General features: G+C 57.9%; 22 protein-coding genes. 5 read left to right on the top strand and 17 right to left on the bottom strand.

Annotated features, from left to right (window positions below; translation table 11 throughout):
* Nucleotides 1-87 precede the first annotated feature (87 nt).
* Entirely contained in the window at nucleotides 88-1,035 is a 948-nt protein-coding gene (locus OXR04_RS00320) for a sugar-binding transcriptional regulator (RefSeq protein WP_267371863.1), read from the top strand.
* 73 nt (nucleotides 1,036-1,108) lie between these two features.
* Here OXR04_RS00320 and hisP read toward each other — a convergent pair whose 3' ends face one another.
* The 15 genes from hisP to OXR04_RS00245 form a co-directional block, all read right to left on the bottom strand.
* Nucleotides 1,109-1,882 carry a histidine ABC transporter ATP-binding protein HisP gene (hisP, locus tag OXR04_RS00315; protein ID WP_009088986.1) on the bottom strand — a complete coding sequence of 258 codons (774 nt, stop codon included), beginning with the start codon at nucleotides 1,880-1,882 and terminating at the stop codon, nucleotides 1,109-1,111.
* Nucleotides 1,883-1,890: 8 nt separating this feature from the next.
* Nucleotides 1,891-2,607, bottom strand: coding sequence for an ABC transporter permease (locus OXR04_RS00310; RefSeq protein ID WP_009088985.1), 717 nt, complete (start codon nucleotides 2,605-2,607; stop codon nucleotides 1,891-1,893).
* The gene (locus tag OXR04_RS00305; protein WP_009088984.1) at nucleotides 2,600-3,289 is read right to left on the bottom strand and encodes a histidine ABC transporter permease HisQ; all 690 of its coding nucleotides are present in this window, start codon (nucleotides 3,287-3,289) and stop codon (nucleotides 2,600-2,602) included. The genes OXR04_RS00310 and OXR04_RS00305 overlap by 8 nt, the downstream gene beginning before the upstream one ends.
* Before the next feature lie 167 nt (nucleotides 3,290-3,456).
* Nucleotides 3,457-4,239 carry a lysine/arginine/ornithine ABC transporter substrate-binding protein ArgT gene (gene argT / locus OXR04_RS00300; RefSeq protein WP_009088983.1) on the bottom strand — a complete coding sequence of 261 codons (783 nt, stop codon included), beginning with the start codon at nucleotides 4,237-4,239 and terminating at the stop codon, nucleotides 3,457-3,459.
* A gap of 260 nt (nucleotides 4,240-4,499) precedes the next feature.
* Complete coding sequence (locus tag OXR04_RS00295) at nucleotides 4,500-5,069, bottom strand: UbiX family flavin prenyltransferase (protein WP_009088982.1); 570 nt, start codon at nucleotides 5,067-5,069, stop codon at nucleotides 4,500-4,502.
* Nucleotides 5,070-5,182: 113 nt separating this feature from the next.
* Nucleotides 5,183-6,700, bottom strand: coding sequence for an amidophosphoribosyltransferase (gene purF, locus OXR04_RS00290; RefSeq protein ID WP_009088981.1), 1,518 nt, complete (start codon nucleotides 6,698-6,700; stop codon nucleotides 5,183-5,185).
* Between the two features lie 37 nt (nucleotides 6,701-6,737).
* Nucleotides 6,738-7,223 (bottom strand): colicin V production protein, encoded by a 486-nt coding sequence (cvpA, locus tag OXR04_RS00285; protein WP_009088980.1) that lies wholly within the window; start codon nucleotides 7,221-7,223, stop codon nucleotides 6,738-6,740.
* Nucleotides 7,224-7,486: 263 nt separating this feature from the next.
* Complete coding sequence (gene dedD / locus OXR04_RS00280) at nucleotides 7,487-8,269, bottom strand: cell division protein DedD (RefSeq protein ID WP_267371868.1); 783 nt, start codon at nucleotides 8,267-8,269, stop codon at nucleotides 7,487-7,489.
* Complete coding sequence (folC, locus tag OXR04_RS00275) at nucleotides 8,259-9,527, bottom strand: bifunctional tetrahydrofolate synthase/dihydrofolate synthase (RefSeq protein WP_267371869.1); 1,269 nt, start codon at nucleotides 9,525-9,527, stop codon at nucleotides 8,259-8,261. The genes dedD and folC overlap by 11 nt, the downstream gene beginning before the upstream one ends.
* 94 nt (nucleotides 9,528-9,621) lie before the next feature.
* Nucleotides 9,622-10,536: an acetyl-CoA carboxylase, carboxyltransferase subunit beta gene (gene accD / locus OXR04_RS00270; RefSeq protein ID WP_267371870.1), complete on the bottom strand. Its 915-nt coding sequence runs from the start codon at nucleotides 10,534-10,536 to the stop codon at nucleotides 9,622-9,624.
* A gap of 144 nt (nucleotides 10,537-10,680) precedes the next feature.
* Entirely contained in the window at nucleotides 10,681-11,343 is a 663-nt protein-coding gene (locus OXR04_RS00265) for a DedA family protein (RefSeq protein ID WP_009088975.1), read from the bottom strand.
* Nucleotides 11,344-11,372: 29 nt separating this feature from the next.
* The gene (gene truA / locus OXR04_RS00260) at nucleotides 11,373-12,176 is read right to left on the bottom strand and encodes a tRNA pseudouridine(38-40) synthase TruA (protein WP_009088974.1); all 804 of its coding nucleotides are present in this window, start codon (nucleotides 12,174-12,176) and stop codon (nucleotides 11,373-11,375) included.
* Between the two features lie 2 nt (nucleotides 12,177-12,178).
* On the bottom strand, nucleotides 12,179-13,186 hold the full coding sequence (locus tag OXR04_RS00255) for an aspartate-semialdehyde dehydrogenase (protein ID WP_111207526.1): 1,008 nt from the start codon (nucleotides 13,184-13,186) through the stop codon (nucleotides 12,179-12,181).
* A gap of 131 nt (nucleotides 13,187-13,317) precedes the next feature.
* The gene (gene pdxB / locus OXR04_RS00250) at nucleotides 13,318-14,451 is read right to left on the bottom strand and encodes a 4-phosphoerythronate dehydrogenase PdxB (RefSeq protein ID WP_058956874.1); all 1,134 of its coding nucleotides are present in this window, start codon (nucleotides 14,449-14,451) and stop codon (nucleotides 13,318-13,320) included.
* 55 nt (nucleotides 14,452-14,506) lie between these two features.
* Nucleotides 14,507-15,286 carry a helix-turn-helix transcriptional regulator gene (locus OXR04_RS00245; RefSeq protein ID WP_267371872.1) on the bottom strand — a complete coding sequence of 260 codons (780 nt, stop codon included), beginning with the start codon at nucleotides 15,284-15,286 and terminating at the stop codon, nucleotides 14,507-14,509.
* 96 nt (nucleotides 15,287-15,382) lie between these two features.
* Between OXR04_RS00245 and OXR04_RS00240 the strand changes: the two genes are divergently transcribed.
* Entirely contained in the window at nucleotides 15,383-16,282 is a 900-nt protein-coding gene (locus OXR04_RS00240) for a DMT family transporter (RefSeq protein WP_267371874.1), read from the top strand.
* On the opposite strand, the gene OXR04_RS00235 is transcribed toward OXR04_RS00240, so the two are convergent.
* Nucleotides 16,263-17,651, bottom strand: a complete 1,389-nt coding sequence (locus tag OXR04_RS00235; RefSeq protein WP_267371875.1) for a sensor histidine kinase — start codon at nucleotides 17,649-17,651, stop codon at nucleotides 16,263-16,265. The two genes, OXR04_RS00240 and OXR04_RS00235, sit on opposite strands and share 20 nt — an antisense overlap.
* Complete coding sequence (gene tctD, locus OXR04_RS00230; RefSeq protein WP_046102287.1) at nucleotides 17,642-18,313, bottom strand: transcriptional regulator TctD; 672 nt, start codon at nucleotides 18,311-18,313, stop codon at nucleotides 17,642-17,644. The genes OXR04_RS00235 and tctD overlap by 10 nt, the downstream gene beginning before the upstream one ends.
* A gap of 120 nt (nucleotides 18,314-18,433) precedes the next feature.
* On the opposite strand from tctD, the gene OXR04_RS00225 reads away from it, so the two are divergent.
* Genes OXR04_RS00225 through OXR04_RS00215 form a run of 3 tightly spaced genes read left to right on the top strand, consistent with a single transcriptional unit; the run spans nucleotide 18,434 to nucleotide 21,374 of the window.
* Nucleotides 18,434-19,414 (top strand): tripartite tricarboxylate transporter substrate binding protein, encoded by a 981-nt coding sequence (locus OXR04_RS00225; RefSeq protein WP_267371877.1) that lies wholly within the window; start codon nucleotides 18,434-18,436, stop codon nucleotides 19,412-19,414.
* A gap of 12 nt (nucleotides 19,415-19,426) precedes the next feature.
* Complete coding sequence (locus OXR04_RS00220; protein WP_267371916.1) at nucleotides 19,427-19,858, top strand: tripartite tricarboxylate transporter TctB family protein; 432 nt, start codon at nucleotides 19,427-19,429, stop codon at nucleotides 19,856-19,858.
* A gap of 10 nt (nucleotides 19,859-19,868) precedes the next feature.
* Nucleotides 19,869-21,374, top strand: a complete 1,506-nt coding sequence (locus OXR04_RS00215) for a tripartite tricarboxylate transporter permease (RefSeq protein WP_009088963.1) — start codon at nucleotides 19,869-19,871, stop codon at nucleotides 21,372-21,374.
* Nucleotides 21,375-21,457: the final 83 nt, after the last annotated feature.

The raw sequence follows: 21,457 nt of genomic DNA, 5'->3' as shown, positions 1-21,457 counted from the left end.
TTTGCTCTTTTGTTGGGCTTTTGCCCGGTTAGCGCTTTTTGCCCGGCTCGCGTTAAGATGTCTCCCTGAATTCGACGGAACAGCGTGATGAGCAGAGAAGAGAAAAAGCAGGAGCTGGCCGCGCGTGCCGCATGGATGTATTACGTTGCGGGCGTGACACAGCAGGAGATTGCGCAGGCACTGGGATTGTCGCGCCAGGTGGCGCAGCGTCTGGTATCCAGTGCTCGTGAAATGGGCATGGTGAACGTAAAAATCGATCATCCCATCACGCACTGTCTGCAGCTGGCGCGTGAGGTCCAGGGGAAGTTTGGTCTGGAACTCTGTCGCGTCGTGCCCTCGGCCAGTCTGAACGAGGATGCCATTCAGCAAATGCTGGCCGTCGAAGGGGCGGCGGTAATGGCACAGTTCATCAGTGAGGAAGCGCCACAGGTCTTTGGCATTGGTTCCGGTAAAACCTTACGCTCGATCATCGACGCGTTGCCTTGGGTGGATCGCCCGCAGCATCATTGCGTTTCGATGATTGGCGCCATCGCGCGGGATGATTCCGGGACACGTTATGATGTCCCGCTGAAGATGGCTGAAAAGATGCAGGGTAAGTATTTCTTTATTCCGGCCCCCCTCTACGCCGACACGCCTGAAGATAAAGCGATGTGGGTGCAGCATAAGGTCTACCAGCGTGTCACCGAACGCGCCTTACGGGCAGACGTAGCCTTTGTCGGGATTGGCGAAGTGATGCCAGGCTGTCCGCTGAACGCCGAGGGATTTATTACCGATGCGCAGGTTGAGGCGCTGAATGCGCGTGGCGTCGCGGGCGAGATGCTCGGTCACTTTTTCAATCAGGAGGGTGAACGCGTGTGGGGGGAAACGGATGAACTCCTGACCAGCGTGCATCTGGAAAGCCAGACACAGCGCAAAATCATTGGCTTTGCCGGTAGCGAACGCAAGTATCCGGCGATCCGGGCCGCCTTACAGGGCGGCTGGGTATCGGGTCTGGTGACCGACGAGGACACGGCGCTGAAGTTACTGCAGACGTGACGCAGCGGGCAGGCAGGCGCAGGGCACGTCACGCCGATGCCCTGCTTCCCGCACCTGTCCGCCCCGCTAATCGTTACTTCAGCGATCCCTTGAGGAACTGCTGCAGTCGCGGGCTTTTCGGGTTACCGAACAGCTCCGCAGGCGCTCCCTGCTCTTCGATTTTGCCCTGATGCAGGAATATGACGTGGCTGGAAACGTGGCGGGCGAACTCCATCTCATGGGTAACGACGACCATGGTTTTTCCCTCCTCAGCCAGCTTCTGCATGATGCGCAGCACTTCGCCTACCAGCTCCGGATCGAGCGCCGAGGTCGGCTCATCAAACAGTAACACTTCCGGCTCCATGGCCAGCGCACGCGCAATCGAGACACGCTGCTGCTGGCCACCCGAGAGATGAACCGGATACTTCGCCTGTGCCCGAGCGTCAATGCCGACTTTATCGAGATAGCGGATCGCCCGTTCACGCGCTTCCGCCTTGCTCAGTCCCAGCACCTGAATCGGCGCTTCCATCACGTTTTCCAGTACCGTCATGTGGCTCCAGAGATTGAAGTGCTGGAACACCATGGTCAGGCTGGTGCGCAATGCGCGCAGCTGCTCTTTATCAGCCACTTTCAGCTGACCATCTTTGTCACGGACTAAGTTGATCTGCTGGTTGTTGACGACGATGCTGCCTTCACTTGGTTTTTCGAGAAAGTTGATGCAGCGTAAAAAGGTACTTTTCCCTGAACCGGACGATCCTATGATACTGATCACATCGCCCGCTTTAGCAGTTAACGAGACCCCTTTCAGCACTTCATGTTCACCGTAACGTTTATGCAATTCGGTGACGCTTAATTTATTGTCAGCCATAGTTCTACTCAATGCGATGAAGAGGGTTTCACGTGGGCCAGCCAGCGGCGTTCCGCCAGGCGGAACAGGCTGATCAACACGTAAGAGATAATCAGGTATAACACCGCCGCCAGGCCGAAGGCGGTGAACGGCTGATAGGTCGCGGAGTTAATATCCCGCGCGATTTTCAGCAGATCCGGCACCGTCGCGGTGAAGGCCAGCGCCGTGGAGTGCAGCATCAGAATCACTTCGTTGCTGTAGGCTGGCAGCGCCGTACGCAGCGCCGATGGCAGAATGATGCAGCGATAGAGTTTAAAGGTCGAAAAGCCATATGCCCGCGCCGCCTCAATCTCCCCGTGCGGCACCGAACGAATGGCCCCGGCAAAGATCTCCGTAGTGTAGGCGCAGGTATTAAGCGTAAAGGCGAGTAACGTACAGTTCAGGCCACTGCGGAAAAAGGCATTCAGCAGCTCCGTGCCTTTCACAATCTCCAGCGTGTACATCCCGGAGTAAAACACCAGCAGCTGCACGTAGAGCGGCGTGCCACGGAAGACGTAGGTAAAGAGCCAGACCGGAAAACTGATAAAGCGATTAGGGGAAACCCGCGCAATCGCCAGCAGAATAGCCAGGCATCCGCCAATGGCGACCGAGAGGATCAGCAGCCAGAGCGTGATCGCCACGCCGGTAAAGCGATAACCGTCTGTCCAGAGCAGCGATTTCCAGTATTCCTGAATAATATCAATCATAAGTCGCCCTCTTCACGCCTACCGTATAACGCCGGTTCAGCCACCACAGCACGCCATTCGACAGCGTGGTGAACAGCAGGTAAATCACGCCCGCCACGATGGCGAAATAGAACGGCTGCCAGGTGCTTTTTCCGGCCAGCTGCGTCGCCTTGACGACATCTTCCAGTCCGAGCAGCGAGACCAGCGCGGTGGCTTTCAGGATCACCTGCCAGTTGTTACCGATGCCGGGCAGCGCATAGCGCATCATGGCCGGGAACAGAATGCGGCGAAACACCTGCGCGCCGGTAAAACCAAACGCGGTGGCCGCTTCAATCTGCCCTTTCGGCACCGCCATAAAGGCACCCCGGAACGTTTCAGTAAAGTAGGCACCATAGATAAAGCCGAGCGTGATGATACCGGCGACCATCGGGTCGATATCAAACTGCGCCATGCCCAGCGCATCGGTGATCTGGTTGAGGACAATCTGCAGACCGTAGAAGATCAGCAGCATTAATACGAGGTCGGGCACGCCACGGATCAGCGTGGTGTAGCCTTCAAAAATCATCGCCAGAGGCCGGCTGCGCGACAGTTTCGCGCCTGCGCCGATCAGCCCCAGCAGCACTGCCAGCACGACGGAAGTGAGCGCCAGTTCCAGCGTTACCAGTGTGCCCCTGAGAATTACATCAGAATAGCCATACAGCATCGAAAGGGTCCTGTCGTGGGGTGAAAACAAAACGCTGCCCGCCAGACATCGACGGGCAGTTTAGCTTTATCACTCTGGCGTCTCTGCCATCCGCCCCCGGGGCACAGCGGCGTTAAGCCGTCCGTTCCGGCGGGCTTCAGCATCCAGAGGATAAAGCGACAGGATGGTTAGTCGCCGTACACATTGAAATCGAAGTATTTCTTCGCAATCTTGTCGTAGGTGCCATCTTTACGCATATCAGTAAAGGCTTTGTCGATAGCGGCCTTCAGCTCGCTGTCATCTTTACGCAGCCCCATGCCTGTTCCGACACCAAAGATTTTGTCATCTTTCACCGCCGGACCGGCAAACGCGTAGTTCTTGCCCACCGGCTGCTTCAGGAAGCCTTCGCTGGCCTGGACTTCATCCTGGAAAGCGGCATCAATACGGCCCGCATTCAGATCCTGATAGACCAGATCCTGGTTCGCATAAGGCGTAATCGTCACCCCTTTTGGCCGCCAGTTCTCATTGGCATAGGTTTCCTGCGTGGTGCCCTGCAGCAGACCGATGTTTTTGCCTTTCAGCGATTCAATCGTCGGCTCGATTTTTGATCCCTTCGGTGCCACTAAACGTGCGTTGGCGGCGTAGAGTTTTTCTGAGAAGGCGATCTCTTCCTGACGTTTTGCTGTGATGGAGAGTGAGGAGATGATGGCATCAATTTTCTTCGCTTTCAGTGAAGGGATCAGCGCATCGAAATCACTTTCGACATAGGTACATTGGGTATGGATACGTTTGCAGATTTCGTTAGCGAGGTCGATATCGAAGCCCACTAACTTGCCTTGCGCGTTTTTCGACTCAAACGGTGGGTAAGTTGGATCTGTACCGATGCGGATTGACCCTGGAACCGCCGCAAAGACGCTGGCAGCACTGGATAAGCCCAGCATCAGGGAAAGAGCCAGAACACGCTTTTTCATAGATTACCCTCAAGTGAAGTGCTTTTTGTTATGTGGTTCGTGATGTGAATGCGCTAATTAATCTGCATGTTTCATGCCAGATCTGCAAGTTATCCACGCAGTTAGCGTGACGCCAGTGCGGTGAAAACCGCCTGTTTATAGGGGGGAATATAGCAGTGAAGTAAAAGAGAAAAAGCGATGATGTTAACTTTTGGTGCGTCAAATGCACGAAGAGTGATCCGGGGCGCGCTTATGCACTAATTAAGTGCGCCCGCGGAACTTTATGCACCCTGCCAGCGCATAAACAGATCTTCCGGCAGGTCGATATCAAACTGATCGATAACGCGATTAACGGTCTGGTCGATGATCTGCCCGATGGTATCAGGACGGTGATAGAACGCCGGGACGGGCGGCATAATGATAGCCCCCAGTTCGGCTGCCGTGGTCATCATGCGCAGATGACCGACATGCAGCGGGGTCTCGCGCACGCACAACACCAGTTTACGCTGCTCTTTTAACACCACGTCCGCTGCCCGGGTCAGCAGGGAGTCACTGTAGCTGTGAACGATGCCCGACAGGGTTTTCATCGAGCAGGGTAAAATCGCCATGCCCAGCGTTTTAAACGACCCGGAGGAGATATTCGCGGCAATATCGCGCACATCGTGAACCACATCGGCCAGCGCCTGTACGTCGCGAACCGAGTAGTCGCTCTCCAGTCCCAGCGTCTGTCGCGCCGCCTGACTCATGACCAGATGCGTTTCCACCTCTTCCACCTGCTGCAACACCTGCAGCATGCGCACGCCGTAGATAACCCCGCTTGCGCCAGAGATGCCAATGATGAGTCGTTTCATAGTCCAACCTTGTCTCCGCTAATGCACCATCATAACGCGGCCGGACGATTTCTGAAAACAAACAAGGCGGGATTGCTCCCGCCCTGTTCTGTGCTGTCCGCCTGTCGGGGATATCAGCCTTCGTTGTGCAGCTCGAGATTCTCGACTTCGTTCTGGCGCTGAAGCGCTTTCGCGTCATCATTACGCAGCGACTCAAGATACTCCAGATACTGCTGATCGACATCTTTGGTCACGTAGACGCCGTTGAAAACCGAACATTCAAACTGGGTAATATCCGGATTCTCTTCACGCACCGCTTCGATCAGATCGTTAAGATCCTGGAAAATCAGCGCATCCGCTTTGATCAGCTGGCGGATCTCTTCCACTTCGCGGCCATGGGCAATCAGCTCCGTGGCGCTCGGCATATCGATGCCGTAGACGTTCGGGAAGCGTATTTCCGGGGCCGCTGACGCCAGGTAAACCCGTTTTGCGCCCGCTTCACGCGCCATCTCAATGATCTGCTCGGAAGTGGTGCCACGCACAATGGAGTCATCCACCAGCAGCACGTTTTTATCACGGAATTCCGCGCGGTTCGCGTTGAGCTTACGACGTACTGCGCTGCGACGTAACTGCTGGCCCGGCATGATAAAGGTGCGGCCGACGTAGCGGTTCTTGACGAAGCCCTGGCGATAGGGTTTATCGAGAATACGCGCAATCTCCAGCGCGATATCGGTTGAGGTTTCCGGGATTGGAATCACCACGTCGATATCGAGATCTTCCCACTCGCGGGCAATTTTTTCGCCCAGCTTGGTGCCCATACGGACACGGGCGCTGTAGACCGAAATCTTGTCGAGGAACGAGTCGGGACGTGCAAAATAGACATACTCGAACAGGCACGGATTGCTTTTCGGGTTTTCAGCACACTGACGGGTCGACAGCTGGCCCTCTTCAGTGACATAAACCGCTTCACCCGGTGCCACGTCACGGATGAACTCAAAGCCCAGCGTATCAAGCGCCACGCTCTCTGAGGCAACCATATATTCGGTACGGCCGTCAGCGATGACGCGCTTGCCGAGGACCAGCGGACGAATGCCGTTAGGATCGCGGAAGGCGACCATGCCGTGTCCGATAATCATCGCCACGACGGCGTAAGCGCCGCGCACCTGCTGATGCAGGGCTGCAACCGCAGAAAAAATGTTGTCAGCTTCCAGCGGATCGTTCTGGAAGCGATCCAGTTCCTGCGCAAAGATGTTCAGCAGGATTTCAGAATCTGACGTGGTGTTAACGTGACGGCGACCCTTTTCGAACAGATGCTTACGCAGTTCATGGGCGTTGGTCAGATTACCGTTGTGCGCCAGAGTGATGCCATAGGGCGAGTTGACGTAGAAAGGCTGCGCTTCAGAGGCACTGGAGCTTCCCGCCGTAGGATAACGCGCGTGACCAATGCCCATGTTGCCCTGCAGACGCTGCATGTGACGTGCTTCGAAAACGTCGCTGACCAGGCCGTTTGCCTTTCGCAGGCGAAAACATTTCAGCGCATCGATAGTACAAATGCCTGCGGCATCCTGCCCGCGGTGCTGGAGCACCGTTAACGCGTCATAGATCGACTGGTTGACCGGCATGAAACCGGTGATACCGACAATACCGCACATGTTGTCATTTCCTCATTAAGCCGCACTCCCGGTCACATCACCGGGGTAAAAAACTCGACGTGCTTTTCAGGTAATCAAAAAACCACCTGATGATATAACTGAACTCGGGAATGAGTTGAGACTGTTGCCAGTCCGGACTTTTGGAAAAGCCAGTGAATGTATCAAGGAAGAACAGCAAAGCGGCCACAATCAGCACACCACGCAACGCCCCGAAACAGACTCCCAACACCCGGTCGGTTCCCGACAGGCCGGTTTTTTCCACCAGCGTGCCGATAACGTAGTTCACTATGGCCCCGACTATCAGGGTTGCCACAAACAGCACACCGATGGCGATACCGTTACGAACCAGTTCGTCGTCAAAACCTGTAAACCAGACTGCAAGGTAGGCGTAGTAATGACTGGCGACAAAAAACGCGCATCCCCAGGTAACAAGAGATAAGGCTTCCCGGACAAACCCACGAATCAGGCTGACCAGAGCCGAAAAACCAACTACCGCAATAATGACGTAATCAATCCAGATCATGAACTCTTCCAGCGCCAGTGCAATTGCACCCCTGCATCCAGTTCGGGGCGCATTCTAACAGAAAAAGAAAACGTTTGCGTAGCGGTTTTCCTTTTCTGCATCCATAAAAAAGGCGATAAAAAAATTCGCTATCGCCCGGGTGATTCTCAGCCGTTCATGCCGTTGAAAATCGTCACTTTTTCCGTCACGCTGCGCTATAAATGAACGCGTCAGCCGATAAAAGACGCTGCCTGTTACTGCTATCGGCAGCGCCAATCGCCTGATTAACGGGCACTGTAGGGTTTCACCACACCGCCCAGTCCGGAGATGTTTTTCAGCTCGCCCACTGCGCTCTGCATTTTGGCTTTAGAGGCGTCCGGCCCGACATAAATTCGGGTAATCTGCCCCTGCACCGGCGTTGACGGCACGGTAAAGGCGCGATAGCCCGAGAGCCGAAGCTGTGCCACGATCTCGTTCACTTTGCTGGCATTTTTCAGCGCGCCCAGCTGCACCACGTACGCCTGCCCTGCCGGCGCGGTGGTCTCTGCCGCTTTCGGCGCCGTCTCTTCCTTCGGCTGCTCAACCGCTTTAGGCTGTTCAGCCGGCTTCGGCTTCGGCTGCTCTGCCACTTTCGGCTTCGGCTGTTCCACGGGCTTCGGCTTAGGCTGCTCGGTTACTCTGGCTTTCTGCTGCTCGGTGACCTTCGGCTTCGTGACCGTCTGCGCAGGCGCAGACTGATGAACCGGTGGCGGCGAGACCACAACCGGATCGCTCTCCTCTTCCGGCTGGGTGCGGCCCTGTTCTGCCGTCACATTGGTTTTACCGCTGCCGTTACTGCTGCTCACCGCATTGCCCGCCCCTTCCGGCGGCTGTGACGGCAGCGACTGCGTGACCGGCGGCACCATTTCGCTGTCCTGCTGGTCGTCCGGTTTTGGCACCAGCGGAATCGCGGCGAACTCCTCTTTATAATGCTTTTTCTGACCATCCAGCAGCCCTGGCAGGACAATCACGCCAACGGCGACCAGAATAATCGTGCCGACTAAACGGTTCTGAAACTTACTTGCCACGTCCTTTCTCCGTTTCAATCGATTCCATGACCTGCGCCACGGTGTGGAATGACCCACAAACCAGCACAACGTCCTGCGGCGCGGCCTGCTGACGCGCCTGCTGCCAGGCGAGTTCAACCGAGCTGAACGCCTCGCCCTGCGGCAGGCTGCTCAGCAGCTGCTCCGCCGTGGCACCGCGCGGGCCATCGAGTGGCGCGCAGTACCAGGCATCCACCACCGGAGCCAGCGCCGCCAGCGTTCCGGCGATATCTTTATCATGCAGCATACCCACAACCGCGTGCACTTTGCCGCGTGCCGGCAGGGTGGCCAGGCGTGAAGCCAGATAGCCCGCCGCATGCGGGTTGTGCGCCACGTCCAGAATCACACGCGGGGATTCACTGATGGTCTGAAAACGTCCTGGCAGCATCGCCAGCGGCAGGATGGCGCGAATCTGCGCCTCGCTGACCGCCAGCCCGGACATGCGCAGTGCCACCAGTGCCGTCGCCGCGTTGGGCAGCGGCACCTGCGGCAGGGGCAAATCGTTCAGTTCACCGGCCGCATCCCGCAGCGACCAGCTTTCCGCCTGCGCATGAAAGGACCATTCACGGTCGCGCTGCATCAGCTTAGCGCCCTTTTCCTGCGCCACCACGGCGATACTCTGCGGCATTTCCGGCTCACCGACCACTGCCGGTTTGCCTGCCCGGAACACACCCGCTTTTTCCCGCCCGATGCTTTCGCGATCCGGGCCAAGCCAGTCGGTATGATCCAGAGCAATGCTGGTGACGACGGCGACATCAGCATCAACGATATTGGTGGCGTCCAGTCGTCCGCCGAGGCCCACCTCGAGGATCACCACATCCAGCTTCGCCTGGCGAAACAGATTGAGCGCGGAGAGCGTGCCAAATTCAAAATAGGTCAGTGAAATGTCTGCCCGTCCCGCTTCAATCTCCGCAAAGCTGGCGCAGTGCTGCGCTTCGCTCAGCTCCTCTCCCTGAACCCGGACGCGCTCGGTGTAGCGCACCAGATGGGGTGAGCTGTAGACGCCAACCCGATAGCCTGCGGCCATCAGCAGGGTTTCCAGCGTGCGGCAGGTGGTGCCTTTGCCGTTGGTACCGGCGACGGTAAAAACAAAGGGGGCGGGTTTCAGCAGGTCGAGACGTTGTGCCACCTGGCGAATGCGATCCAGACCCAGTTCGATCGCCTGGGTATGCAGGTGCTCAAGATAATAAAGCCACGTGGCCAAAGGCGACGTGGCTTGAGGAAGGTGAAGATTGTCCATATGTCCCGTTTTGCTTATTGATACCCGGCAGACTGCTGCTGCGGTATACGGTGCATTGGTAAGAGGCGCGGTGGACGCGCCTCTCTATCTCCTGTCAGGCCTCGTTGCTTTCCGATTCAGTCGGCGCAGGGGCGGACTGTTCACCGTCATGCAGCGGTGCCGACAGGTTCATCATTTTTGCCAGCAGGCTTGCCAGTTTGTAGCGCATTTCCGGACGGCGGATGATCATGTCGATCGCGCCCTTTTCAATCAGAAACTCACTGCGCTGGAAGCCTGGCGGCAGTTTTTCACGCACGGTCTGTTCGATAACGCGTGGGCCGGCAAAGCCGATCAGCGCTTTCGGTTCCGCCACGTTGAGGTCACCCAGCATGGCAAAACTGGCGGAAACACCGCCCATGGTCGGGTCAGTGAGCACGGAAATGTAAGGCAGACCGCGCTCCTGCATTTTCGCCAGCGCCGCACTGGTCTTCGCCATCTGCATCAGCGACATCAGCGCTTCCTGCATACGCGCGCCGCCACTGGCGGAGAAGCAGATCAGCGGACAGTTATCTTCTAACGCCTGCTCAACCGCACGGACAAAACGCGCGCCGACCACAGAGCCCATTGAACCGCCCATAAAGGCAAATTCAAAGGCGGCCGTAACAACCGGCATGCCGTGCAGCTGACCTTTCATCACGATCAATGCATCTTTTTCGCCGGTGTCTTTCTGGGCGGCGACCAGACGATCTTTGTACTTCTTGGAGTCGCGGAACTTGAGCAGATCTTTCGGCTCGAGTTCACTGCCAAGCTCAACCATGGTGCCCTGGTCGAGGAAACTGCCGAGACGCTCACGGGCGTGCATACGCATGTGATGGTCACACTTCGGGCAGACCTCGAGATTACGCTCCAGCTCGGCGCGGTAGAGAACCTGGCCACAGCTGTCACACTTGGTCCAGACCCCTTCCGGGATACTGGCTTTGCGCGCAGGCGTCGTGGTGCTTTTATTAAGAATTCGTTCAATCCAGCTCATTGATGACCTTTCTGTTTAAAACTGACCTGGTCCAGTCGTCTTGATACTGCTGAAAACCGCTTCAGCAGACGGTAAATGTCGCTCATTAAACCACAACCTGTTCAGACTGTGGATAAAAATCTGGTCTTACCCCTGAGCAAAGTCTCAGGGCAGCTTCTGCTGTTTAGCCTGACGGCGATGACGCCAGACTTCGATAACGCCCGGCAGGACGGAGACCAGGATAATGCCCACAATCAACAGCTTCAGGTTTTCCTGCACCACCGGCAGATCGCCAAACAGGTAGCCCGCATAGGAGAAGAGCAGGACCCATAACAGCGCACCGGTGACGTTGAACAGCGCGAAGTGGCGATAGGACATATGGCCCATACCGGCGACAAACGGCGCAAACGTGCGGACAATCGGCACAAAGCGCGCCAGGATGATGGTTTTTCCGCCGTGACGGGCATAAAACGCATGGGTTTTATCCAGATAGCTGCGGCGGAAAATCTTCGAGTCCGGGTTACTGAACAACCGTTCGCCAAACAGCCGGCCAATGGTGTAGTTCACCGCATCGCCCAGAATCGCGGCGGTCACTAACAGCGCCACCATCAGATGCACATTCAGATCGTTCCCCGGCAGGGCTGCCAGCGCGCCTGCGACAAACAGCAGGGAGTCGCCCGGCAGGAAGGGCGTCACCACCAGTCCGGTTTCGCAGAACAAAATCAGGAACAAAATCGCGTAAATCCAGACGCCGTACTGAGCAACCAGCTCGGCAAGGTGCACATCAATGTGCAGAATAAAATCAACCAGAAAATGGAGGAACTCCATAGCGTGCCCTTTAATGTCCTGAAAGTGAATTAATCCGCGAGGAACAGGGGTCCCATCGGCGGCTGTGGTAACGCAAAGTGGGATGGATAATCCACCGCCACCAGATACAACCCTTCTGCCCGGGCTGTAGCGGCCGCTAACGTCCGATCTTTCGCCGCCAGCAGCGTTGCCATCCATGACTCCGGCTTGTTGCCGCAGCCTATCTCCATCAGGCTGCCCACGATATTGCGCACCATGTGATGCACAAAGGCGTTGGCTTTGATATCCACAATCACGTAAGGGCCCTGACGCGTCACGTTGAGGTGAATCACGTTGCGCCACGGCGTACGCGACTGACACTGCACCGCGCGGAATGAGGTGAAATCATTCTCGCCCAGCAGGCATTGCCCGGCGCGCTGCATCTTTTCCGCATCCAGAGGATGGTAAAAGTGCGTCACGCCCTGCGCCAGCACCGCCGGACGCAGACGCTGATTGTAGATCAGGTAGCGATAGCGGCGGGCGGTGGCGCTGAAGCGGGCATGGAAATCTTCCGGCACCGCTTTCACCCAGCGAACGGCTATGTCCGGCGGCAGATTAGCGTTGACGCCCAGCGTCCAGGCGCCGTCAGGCCGCTGCGCCGTGGTGTCGAAATGGACCACCTGCCCGGTGCCGTGCACGCCGGCATCTGTCCGGCCGGCACAAAAGATGCTGACCGGATGATCGGCGACTTTCGACAGCGCACGCTCAACCTTCTCCTGCACGCTGCGGACTTCATTCTGGCGCTGCCAGCCGTAGTAACGGCTGCCGTCATACTCAATGCCGAGCGCCAGTTTTTGCATCTGACCTTCGGACATGGTTACAGGTACTCCTGAACCAGTTTCTCTGCGGTTTTCACCGCCATCAGCGCGCCGCCGAAACGGATGTTGTCCGCCACGGACCAGAACTGCAGCAGCTCCGGGATGCCGTAATCGTTGCGCACAGCGCCGATGCTGAGCTCGCCGTTGCCTGATGCATCCGTAACCGGCGTCGGCACCTCATCTTCTTCACTGAGACGAATGTCAGACGCCAGCGCCAGTTCGGCACGCGCTTCCTCAGCCGAGAGCGGACGCAGGTTTTCAATGTGCACGATCTGCGCATTTCCGTAGAAGACCGGCGCCTGAACGCTGCTGACCGCAATCGGCAGGCCTTCGTCCTGCAGCACTTTACGCACCTGCTCAACCACCCGGCGCTCACTCTCAACGCTGCCTTCCGCATCCGCCTGTTGCGGCATCAGGTTAAACGCCAGCTGACGACCAAAATGGTGATCGTCGGCCGGGATGCCATTCAGCAGGCGGGCACTTTCACCGGCCAGCGCATCGACCGCCACTTTGCCGTAGCTGGAGACCGAGATCAGATTGGTCACCTGCAGGCGGCTCAGTCCGGCCGCATCGAGCAGCGGTTTAATCGCGGTCAGCAGCTGGCTGACCAGATTATCCGCCACGCTGATGATATTGCGATTACGGTAATCTGCCAGCACGTGCGGGTTCACATCCGGTACCACCAGCGGCACATCCGGCTCCAGCGCAAACAGCTCGCTGCTGTCGATGACCAGACACCCGGCGTTGGCCGCTTCCTCCGCAAAACGGGCTGAGGCGTCACGCCCCGCGACGAAAAAGGCCAGCTGCGCCTGCGACCAGTCGAACGTCTCAGCATTTTCGACCCGCAACGTGCGGCCCTCGAAACGTTTGTTTTCGCCCGCGCTATTTTCGCTGGCCAGCAGATACAATTCACCAACCGGGAACTGGCGTTCCGCCAGCAGTTCCAGTACAGCGTTCCCTACTGCGCCTGTCGCGCCCAGTAGCGCAATATTCCAGCCGTCAGACATGTTGGTTTACTCCAGACAATGACATAAAAACAGAAGGCGGTGATATTCACCGCCCAGGGATTCAGATTTATCCCCCTCCTTAACCAGCACGCGGCAGCGCCGCCTGCGTTCACTGCAGCATCGCGCGCCGGTTACGCCGGAGAGTGGATTGCGTTAAAGCCCAGCTGATTCAGCATCTCAGCCGTGGTGGCGTCATTACACTTCACCCGCAGCGATGACCACTCACGGCGCTCCAGATATTGCTTACGCAGGCGATCAAATTCGCCGGGCTGCGCCGCCACTTTTCGCAGGGGGGCATCATCGCGGCGCACATCATACACCAGATGCGCCAGGCGTTTCAGCGTTGGCTGATCCAGCGGACCATTCAGGGTGATTTCACTGAATTCCGGCTCCGGCAGCAGGGTGCTGAGCGGTACCTGCTGCGGCTGACCGATAAAGTCACACCAGGCTTCGAACACCTGGGTCGTGCCGCGAGCCTTGCCTTCCAGCGTGTAGCCTGCAATGTGTGGCGTGGCGATGTCGACCCTGTCCAGCAGCGCCAGAGAGAGATCCGGCTCCGGCTCCCAGACATCCAGCACCACGCTAAGGTCGTGCCGCATTTTCAGCACCTCCAGCAGCGCGACGTTGTCGACCACCGGGCCGCGACAGGCGTTAATCAGAATGGTGTTGGGCTTCAGCGCCATCAGCAGCGCGGCATCGGCCAGGTGCCAGCTCTTATAAGGCCCCTCTTTGAACAGCGGCGTGTGGAAAGTCAGGATATCGGCCTGCGCGGTCACCGCCTCCAGCGACAGGAAATCCCCTTCGTCACCGCGATCGGCGCGCGGCGGATCGCACAGCAGGGTTTTGATGCCCCAGGCTTCCAGGCGCTTCTGCAGCCGTCCACCGACGTTGCCGACACCCACGATGCCGACCGTGCGATCGCGCAGCTGGAAACCATCACGTTCCGCCAGCAGCAGCAGCGCGGAGAAAACGTACTCCACTACCGCAATGGCGTTGCAGCCGGGCGCCGCAGAAAACGCAATGCCGGCCTGCTGCAGCCAGGCCTCGTCGATATGATCGGTGCCCGCCGTGGCGGTGCCGACAAATTTCACCGGCTTGCCCGCCAGCAGCGCCTCATTCACCTGCGTCACTGAGCGCACCATCAGCCCGCTGGCATCGGCCAGTTCATCCACCGGCAGCGGACGTCCCGGCACCGCGACCACGTCGCCGGTCCGGCTGAACAACTCACGGGCATAAGGCATATTTTCATCGACCAGAATTTTCACCACGGCTTTCCTGTCTGTTGCATGAGAGGCAATTATTCTGGCACAAAGCACCGCGTTAGCCTAACCGGGTGCGGTAGCGCTCTGGCGTGGTGCCCGCCTGCTGCTGAAACATCACAATCAGCGCCGAGGCGGAACTGTATCCCAGCTCATGGGCGATACTCTGCACGCTTTCGCCCTGCTCCAGCAGCACGATGGCGCGCAGAAAGCGCAGCCGCTGCCGCCATTCACCAAACGTCATGTGAAGCTGCTGCTGGCAGCGCCGCGCCAGTGTCCGTTCGGTGGTAAAGACCCGCGCCGCCCAGCCTGCCAGGGTGGTGTTATCTCCCGGGCAGGCTTCAAGGGCATGGAGCACCGGCGCGAGGAATTTATCCTGAGAGGTGGGCAGATAACTCTCCTGCACCTCCGCCAGCAGCAGGCGATCGCGCAGTACCTCACACAGCCGCCACTGCGCTTCGGTTTGGGGCTGTTCAAGCTGTTGATCGGCAAAGGTATCCAGGATGGCGTATGCAATCGCGTCGATTCGCATCAGGCAGGCCTGCTGCGGCAGACCAGCGCAAAGCGGGGCCGCCAGATTAAAGGTGCGGAACTGCGCCTGACGATGGTTATAACTGCTGTGCTGCTGCCCCGGCGGGATCCAGACCGGCATGTCAGCCGGGGTCAGCAGGCGTTCACCCTCTACCTGCATCTCCAGCACGTAACTCTTTACCAGAATCAGCTGGCCCCAGGCATGGGCATGCGGCAGATATTCCGTGCGGGCATTGGCCTGTTCATAGCGCATAAAGTAGCGCAGCTGCGAGACGTCAGCGGGCGGCTGGTAAGTCACTTTCAGAGTCATTCTGTCCGCTCTGTTAAAATTTTTGTCCGATATTAACTATCTGGATAAAACCGGACAAGCGTACACTGCGTCGCATTATGATTCAGGAGAGTCCGTATGTTTTTTCTCTATCCGCTCGGTGCGGTGATGATCTGGTCGATCAACGCGATCGTCAGCAAACTGTCGGCCAGCGCGATCGATCCGGCAGCCATCTCATTCTATCGCTGGCTGCTGGCGCTGCTGGTGCTGACGCCGTTTGTGCTGCCCGGTGTGTGGCGCGCCCGTCAGGCGATTAAGCCCCATCTCTGGCGGCTGGCGATACTCGGTCTGCTTGGCATGGTGCTCTACCAGAGCCTCGCCTATTACGCGGCGCACAGTGTCAGCGCTCTCTTTATGGGGATCATCGGCGCGCTGATCCCGCTGCTTACCGTCCTGCTGAGCGTGGTGATCCTGCGTATTGCGCCGACATCCGGCATCCTGTTCGGCAGCATCCTCTCCTTTGGCGGTCTGGTGTGGCTGGTCAGTGAGGGCAACGTGCTGCAGTTGCTGCATCACGGACTGGGTAAAGGGGAGCTGATGATGCTGGCGGCTTCCACCGCCTATGCCCTTTATGGCGTGCTGACTAAGCGCTGGGCGCTGCCGCTGCCCATCTGGCACAGCCTCTATGTGCAGATTCTGGCAGGTGTCCTGATGTTGCTGCCCGGCTTTCTGCTGACACCTGATGTCTCGCTTGACCGGCATAACCTGCCGCTGGTGATGTTTGCTGGCCTGTTCGCCTCCCTTATCGCGCCATTTTTGTGGATCCACGGTGTACAGCGCCTCGGCGCGAGCACCACCAGCATCTTTATGAATCTGACGCCGCTGTTCACGGCGCTTATCGCCGTGCTGTTCCTTCATGAGCAGCTGCACAGCTATCACTGGATCGGCGGGGGGCTGACGCTGGGCGGGGTGATCCTGGCGCAGCGACTGCGCACGCCCTTAACCCGGTACAAATCGGCTAACCTGCGTGAGCTTTAAATAATATGGTCACCCGCAGTCCGCCCAGGAGCGGACTGCGATCCAGGTGCATGGTTGCCCCATGCCAGGCACAGATATCCTGCACCAGTGCGAGACCGATACCGGCTCCCGGCTGGATACCGACATTGTCCAGCCGCTGAAAAGGCTGTAACGCCTTCAGCTGCTCCGCCCCCTCAATGCCCGGCCCGCTGTCCTCAATTTCAAGGCCCCCCACAATCACCCGCGCGGTGACAATGCCGTGACAGGGGGTATATTTAATCGCATTGTCCAGCAGGTTGGCGCACAGTTCGCCAATCAGCACGCCATCGCCCCTGACCAGACAGCTCTCTTCCCCTTCGAAGCCCAGATCGATCTGCCGGGTACGGGCCGCCATATAGCGGCTGAAACAGGCATCGCGCACGATAGCCGCTAAATCAACCCGCGCCATCGGTTTATCCTCGCCATGACGTGCTTTGATACGGGCTAACTGTAACAGCCGATCGGTCAGAATAATGGTCTCATCCAGTGTATGACGCATCCCGAGCAGACTCTCCTGCCAGGCTTCAGGACGCTCACTGCTGAGCGCGACGCTGACCTGCGTTTTGAGGATGGTCAGCGGTGTGCGCAGCTGATGTGCCGCGTCAGCACTGAAACGATCCTGGCGCGCCAGCAGTCCCCGCAGTCGGGCAAGATAGCGGTTAAAGGCGATGATAAGCGGTTGCAGTTCTGACCACGGCAAGGAGGGAAGAGGCGTTAATTCGCCACCGTCGCGCTGCAACACGATGCGCGACAGCCGCCGTAGCGGGCGCAAAACCCGACGCAGCATCAGGCTGGCCAGCAGCAGTGTCATCAGAACCAGTCCGCTCTGGCTGATCAGCGCAGTTTGCATTAACTGGCGGGCAAACTCCTGACGTGAGTTGATGGTTTCCGCCACCAGCACCAGCGCCATGCCATCCACTCCCGCTTCGCTCACTGGCTGCCATAATGCCGCAACGCGAATCCGATGCTGGTGATAGCGTCCATCATAAAAATGCACCAGTGCGGGATAAGCGTTCGACATTTTGCTGGTAATGGGTATGAGCGGCAGATCGTTATAGCCCGATAACGTTTTTCCCTGCGGTGAAATCACCTGATAAAAGAGCTGATCGTTCATGTTGCGTTCGAAGCTGTCGAGCACAACCCACGGCACATCAACCTCCAGATGCTGTTCCCGCACCACCAGCCGCTCTGCCACCGTTCGCGCTGACGCCAGCAGCGAGCGGTCATAAGCCTGATTAGCGGCCGCCAGCCCGCTCTGATAGTGGGTATAGACTGAGAGCGCCCAGAGCAGTAAAAGTGGCAGGCCAAACCATGCCAGCAGCTCACCCCGCAACGAATGAATCAGCCGCATGAGAGCGTTTCCAGGCTGTAACCCAGCCCGCGCAGGGTCACGATCGCCACGTTGCTGCCTGCCAGCTTTTTACGCACCCGATGTACATAGAGCTCGATACTCTCCGGGCTGGCTTCATCTGACAGGGTAAAGGTCTGCTCGTACAGTGACTGACGCGAAACCGGCCTGCCCTGCCGCTGCATGAGTGTCGTCAGGATGCTTGCTTCCCGCGGCGTCAGCGCCAGGGGTCTGTCTGCCAGCAGAAAATAGCCTTCGCCATCCAGCACCAGCTGACCCAGTGACTGGTTTTGCGATGTCTGACTCTGACTGCGTCGCAGCAGCGCCCGTAACCGCGCTTCGAGTTCATCCATTTCAAAGGGTTTCGTCAGGTAGTCATCTGCCCCCAGGTTCAGACCCCGTACACGATCGTCCAGCGCACTGCGTGCAGTCAGTAGCAATACCGGCACACTTTGTCCGCGTCGCCGCAACCGTGCCAGCACCTCCAGTCCATCCATGCGTGGCAGTGAAATATCGAGCACGACCAGTGCATAGGCTTCACATTGCAAAGCATGGTCGGCCGCCATTCCATCCGCGACCCGGTCGACGGCGAACCCTTTTTGGGTGAGAGCTTTTTCCAGCCAGCGTGCCAGGTCTTCCGTATCTTCAACCAGTAAGAGACGCATATCACATCCTGCTATTAAATCCGCGCACTGAAAGGTAAATGAAAGGTAACTGTTTTAACAATTCGGTAACGCTGATGTTTCAGCGGCAATCACACTCTGGAAGAATGAATGGAGCATAAGATGAAAAAAATCATCCATACCGCCCTTGCCACTACCCTGCTGTCGCTGATGGCAACCCCCCTCGTTGCCGCCGGGGAGCCCGGTCGCACCGAATGTATCGCGCCAGCTAAACCGGGTGGCGGGTTCGATCTCACCTGCAAGCTATTGCAGGTCTCTCTTCAGGAAACCGGACAAATTAAGACGCCGATGCGTGTCACCTACATGCCCGGCGGTGTCGGCGCGGTGGCCTACAACGCGATTATTGCCCAGCGGCCGGCTGAAGCGGGCACCGTTGTCGCCTTCTCTGGCGGCTCACTGCTGAACCTTTCACAGGGTAAGTTTGGTCGTTATACCGTGGACGACGTTAAGTGGCTGGCGGCAGTGGGTACCGATTACGGCATGGTGGCCGTTCGTGAGGATGCACCGTGGAAAACGTTAGGTGAGCTGATGACGGCGATGAAAGCCGATCCGACCAAAGTGGTGGTCGGTGCCGGTGCGTCAATAGGCAGTCAGGACTGGATGAAAACGGCGTTGCTGGCGCGCGAAGCGGGAATCGATCCACGCAAAATGCGTTATGTCGCCTTTGAAGGCGGCGGTGAGCCGGTAACCGCCCTGCTCGGAAACCATATTCAGGTGGTCTCAGGTGATATGAGTGAGATGGTGCCGCATCTGCAGGGCGGCAAAATGCGGGTGCTGGCCGTGATGTCCGATCAGCGTCTGCCGGGTCAGCTGGCCGGGGTACCCACGGCAAAAGAGCAGGGTTTCAATATCGTCTGGCCGATTATTCGTGGCTTTTACCTCGGTCCAAAAGTCAGTGATGCGGATTATCAGTGGTGGGAACAGGCCTTTAAAAAAATGGCTGAGACGCCGGAGTTCAAAAAGCAGCGTGATCTGCGCGGACTGTTCGAATTTAACCTGACAGGCCAGGCGCTCGACAGCTACGTGAAGAAGCAGGTGGCGGATTACCGTGAGCAGGCCAAATCCTTTGGTCTGGCCAAATAACGGGAGCAGATGATGAGCGATCGCATTTTTGCCAGCCTGTGGCTGGCGCTCTGCCTTGGCGGCATGGTGATGGCCTGGCAAATTCAGAGTGAATACAGCTACGAACCCGTGGGGCCGCGTCCTTTCCCGATGGGGATCCTTGGCCTGATGGCCATCTGCGCCCTGTTGATGCTCTTTCGGAAACCGGACACCATTCAGTGGCCCGCAGCGGGCACGCTGAAACGACTGTTAGCGCTGGCGCTGATGATGATGCTCTATGGCTGGCTGTTTGAGACGCTGGGCTTTGCCATCTGCACGACGCTGCTGACCTTTGGCATCGGCCTGCTGTTTGGGGCGCGCTGGTGGGCCGCCGCGCTGGCCGGGCTGGTGATGGGCACCTCGCTGTTTTACACCTTTGACCGTCTGCTGGAAGTCACCCTTCCGGTCGGCAGCTGGCTGAGTTAAGGAGAGCATCATGGATACCTGGTCCTTTTTAATGCAGGGCTTTGCCGTCGCCATGACGCCAGAGAATCTGCTGATCGCCCTGATCGGCTGCTTTATCGGCACCATTGTTGGCCTGCTGCCTGGCCTGGGGCCAATAAATGGCGTGGCCATTCTGATGCCGCTGGCTTTTGCGCTGCACCTGCCGGCCGAGTCGGCGCTGATTCTGCTGGCCACGGTTTATATCGGCTGTGAGTATGGCGGGCGCATCTCCTCCATTCTGCTCAACGTCCCGGGCGATGCCGGCGCAATCATGACCGCGCTGGATGGGTATCCGATGGCGCAGCAGGGCAAAGCGGGCGTCGCGCTCTCTATTTCGGCGGTCAGCTCGTTTGTTGGCTCCACGATTGCTATTGTTGGCATTATTCTCTTCGCCCCGCTGCTGGCCAGCTGGTCACTGGCGTTTGGACCGGCAGAGTACTTTGCCCTGATGGTGTTTGCTATCGCCTGCCTGGGCAGCATGATGAGCCACAATCCGCTGAAATCTTTTCTTTCGGCGCTCATTGGACTGGGCATGGCCACGGTCGGGGTGGATGCCAATACCGGCGTCTATCGCTTCACGTTTGACAGCGTTCATCTCTCTGACGGCATTCAGTTTGTGGTCGTTGTCATTGGTCTGTTCTCGGTCAGTGAAATTTTGCTGATGCTCGAGTCGACCAGTAGCGGCCAGAAAGCGGTGCGGGCAAGCGGCCGCATGATGTTCAACATGAAGGAGGCGGCGATGGCCACAGGCGCGACGCTACGCTCCTCTTTTCTGGGGTTCTTTGTCGGCGTTCTGCCTGGTGCCGGAGCGACCATTGCCAGCGCTATCGCCTACATGACGGAGAAAAAAATCAGCGGCAGTGAGCAGTTCGGTAAAGGGGATATTCGCGGTGTGGCCGCACCGGAAGCGGCAAACAATGCCTCAGCCTGTGGCTCCTTTATCCCGATGCTGACGCTGGGTATCCCCGGCTCCGGCACCACAGCGGTGATGGTCGGCGCTTTAACGCTCTATAACATCACGCCAGGTCCGGCGATGTTTGTTGAGCAGCCAGATATCGTCTGGGGTCTGATCGCGGCACTGCTGATTGGCAACGTTATGCTGCTGGTGATGAACATTCCGATGATCAATGTTTTCGCCCGAATGCTGAGCATTCCGCTCTGGTTCCTGGTGCCGGCCATTGCCGCCATCTCCGCAGTGGGCGTCTATGCCGTGCACAGCACCACCTTCGATTTGCTCCTGATGGTCGGCCTGGGAATCTTTGGTTATATTCTGCGCAAGATGGACTTTCCGATGTCGCCGCTGATTCTGGGCTTTGTGCTGGGTGAGATGCTGGAGCAGAACCTGCGTCGTGCCCTCTCAATCAGTAACGGTAACCTGGTTATTCTTTGGGAAAGTCCTATCTGCAAAGTGCTGCTGGTGCTGGCGATTTCGGTGCTGGTTCTGCCACCGATCTGGAAACGCTGGCGTCGCTATCGCCTCAGACTGGCTGAAGAGTAAATCTCACCCTGAACTGTGCGTCCCCCGTGGGATTTCGCGGGGGCTTTTGCTATCATGGCCTATTCTTTTTCCGGCGCACCCGA

Source organism: Pantoea sp. GM_Pan_3 (genome assembly GCF_026541045.1).
In the GTDB taxonomy this organism is placed as follows: Bacteria; Pseudomonadota; Gammaproteobacteria; order Enterobacterales; family Enterobacteriaceae; genus Pantoea; species Pantoea anthophila.
Note: the sequence above shows the minus strand (reverse complement) of the source record. Positions and strands in the feature narration are given on the sequence as shown.

Coding starts and splice junctions, on each gene's coding strand:
- OXR04_RS00310 (WP_009088985.1), bottom strand. CDS start 2,607: ATGATTGATATTATTCAGGAATACTGGAAATCGCTGCTCTGGACAGAC.
- truA (WP_009088974.1), bottom strand. CDS start 12,176: ATGTCCGAAGGTCAGATGCAAAAACTGGCGCTCGGCATTGAGTATGAC.
- OXR04_RS00215 (WP_009088963.1), top strand. CDS start 19,869: ATGGATACCTGGTCCTTTTTAATGCAGGGCTTTGCCGTCGCCATGACG.
- OXR04_RS00265 (WP_009088975.1), bottom strand. CDS start 11,343: ATGGAGTTCCTCCATTTTCTGGTTGATTTTATTCTGCACATTGATGTG.
- OXR04_RS00245 (WP_267371872.1), bottom strand. CDS start 15,286: ATGACTCTGAAAGTGACTTACCAGCCGCCCGCTGACGTCTCGCAGCTG.
- OXR04_RS00255 (WP_111207526.1), bottom strand. CDS start 13,186: ATGTCTGACGGCTGGAATATTGCGCTACTGGGCGCGACAGGCGCAGTA.
- OXR04_RS00225 (WP_267371877.1), top strand. CDS start 18,434: ATGAAAAAAATCATCCATACCGCCCTTGCCACTACCCTGCTGTCGCTG.
- folC (WP_267371869.1), bottom strand. CDS start 9,527: ATGGACAATCTTCACCTTCCTCAAGCCACGTCGCCTTTGGCCACGTGG.
- OXR04_RS00220 (WP_267371916.1), top strand. CDS start 19,427: ATGAGCGATCGCATTTTTGCCAGCCTGTGGCTGGCGCTCTGCCTTGGC.
- OXR04_RS00235 (WP_267371875.1), bottom strand. CDS start 17,651: ATGCGGCTGATTCATTCGTTGCGGGGTGAGCTGCTGGCATGGTTTGGC.
- hisP (WP_009088986.1), bottom strand. CDS start 1,882: ATGGCTGACAATAAATTAAGCGTCACCGAATTGCATAAACGTTACGGT.
- OXR04_RS00295 (WP_009088982.1), bottom strand. CDS start 5,069: ATGAAACGACTCATCATTGGCATCTCTGGCGCAAGCGGGGTTATCTAC.
- tctD (WP_046102287.1), bottom strand. CDS start 18,313: ATGCGTCTCTTACTGGTTGAAGATACGGAAGACCTGGCACGCTGGCTG.
- accD (WP_267371870.1), bottom strand. CDS start 10,536: ATGAGCTGGATTGAACGAATTCTTAATAAAAGCACCACGACGCCTGCG.
- purF (WP_009088981.1), bottom strand. CDS start 6,700: ATGTGCGGTATTGTCGGTATCACCGGTTTCATGCCGGTCAACCAGTCG.
- OXR04_RS00320 (WP_267371863.1), top strand. CDS start 88: ATGAGCAGAGAAGAGAAAAAGCAGGAGCTGGCCGCGCGTGCCGCATGG.
- OXR04_RS00240 (WP_267371874.1), top strand. CDS start 15,383: ATGTTTTTTCTCTATCCGCTCGGTGCGGTGATGATCTGGTCGATCAAC.
- argT (WP_009088983.1), bottom strand. CDS start 4,239: ATGAAAAAGCGTGTTCTGGCTCTTTCCCTGATGCTGGGCTTATCCAGT.
- cvpA (WP_009088980.1), bottom strand. CDS start 7,223: ATGATCTGGATTGATTACGTCATTATTGCGGTAGTTGGTTTTTCGGCT.
- OXR04_RS00305 (WP_009088984.1), bottom strand. CDS start 3,289: ATGCTGTATGGCTATTCTGATGTAATTCTCAGGGGCACACTGGTAACG.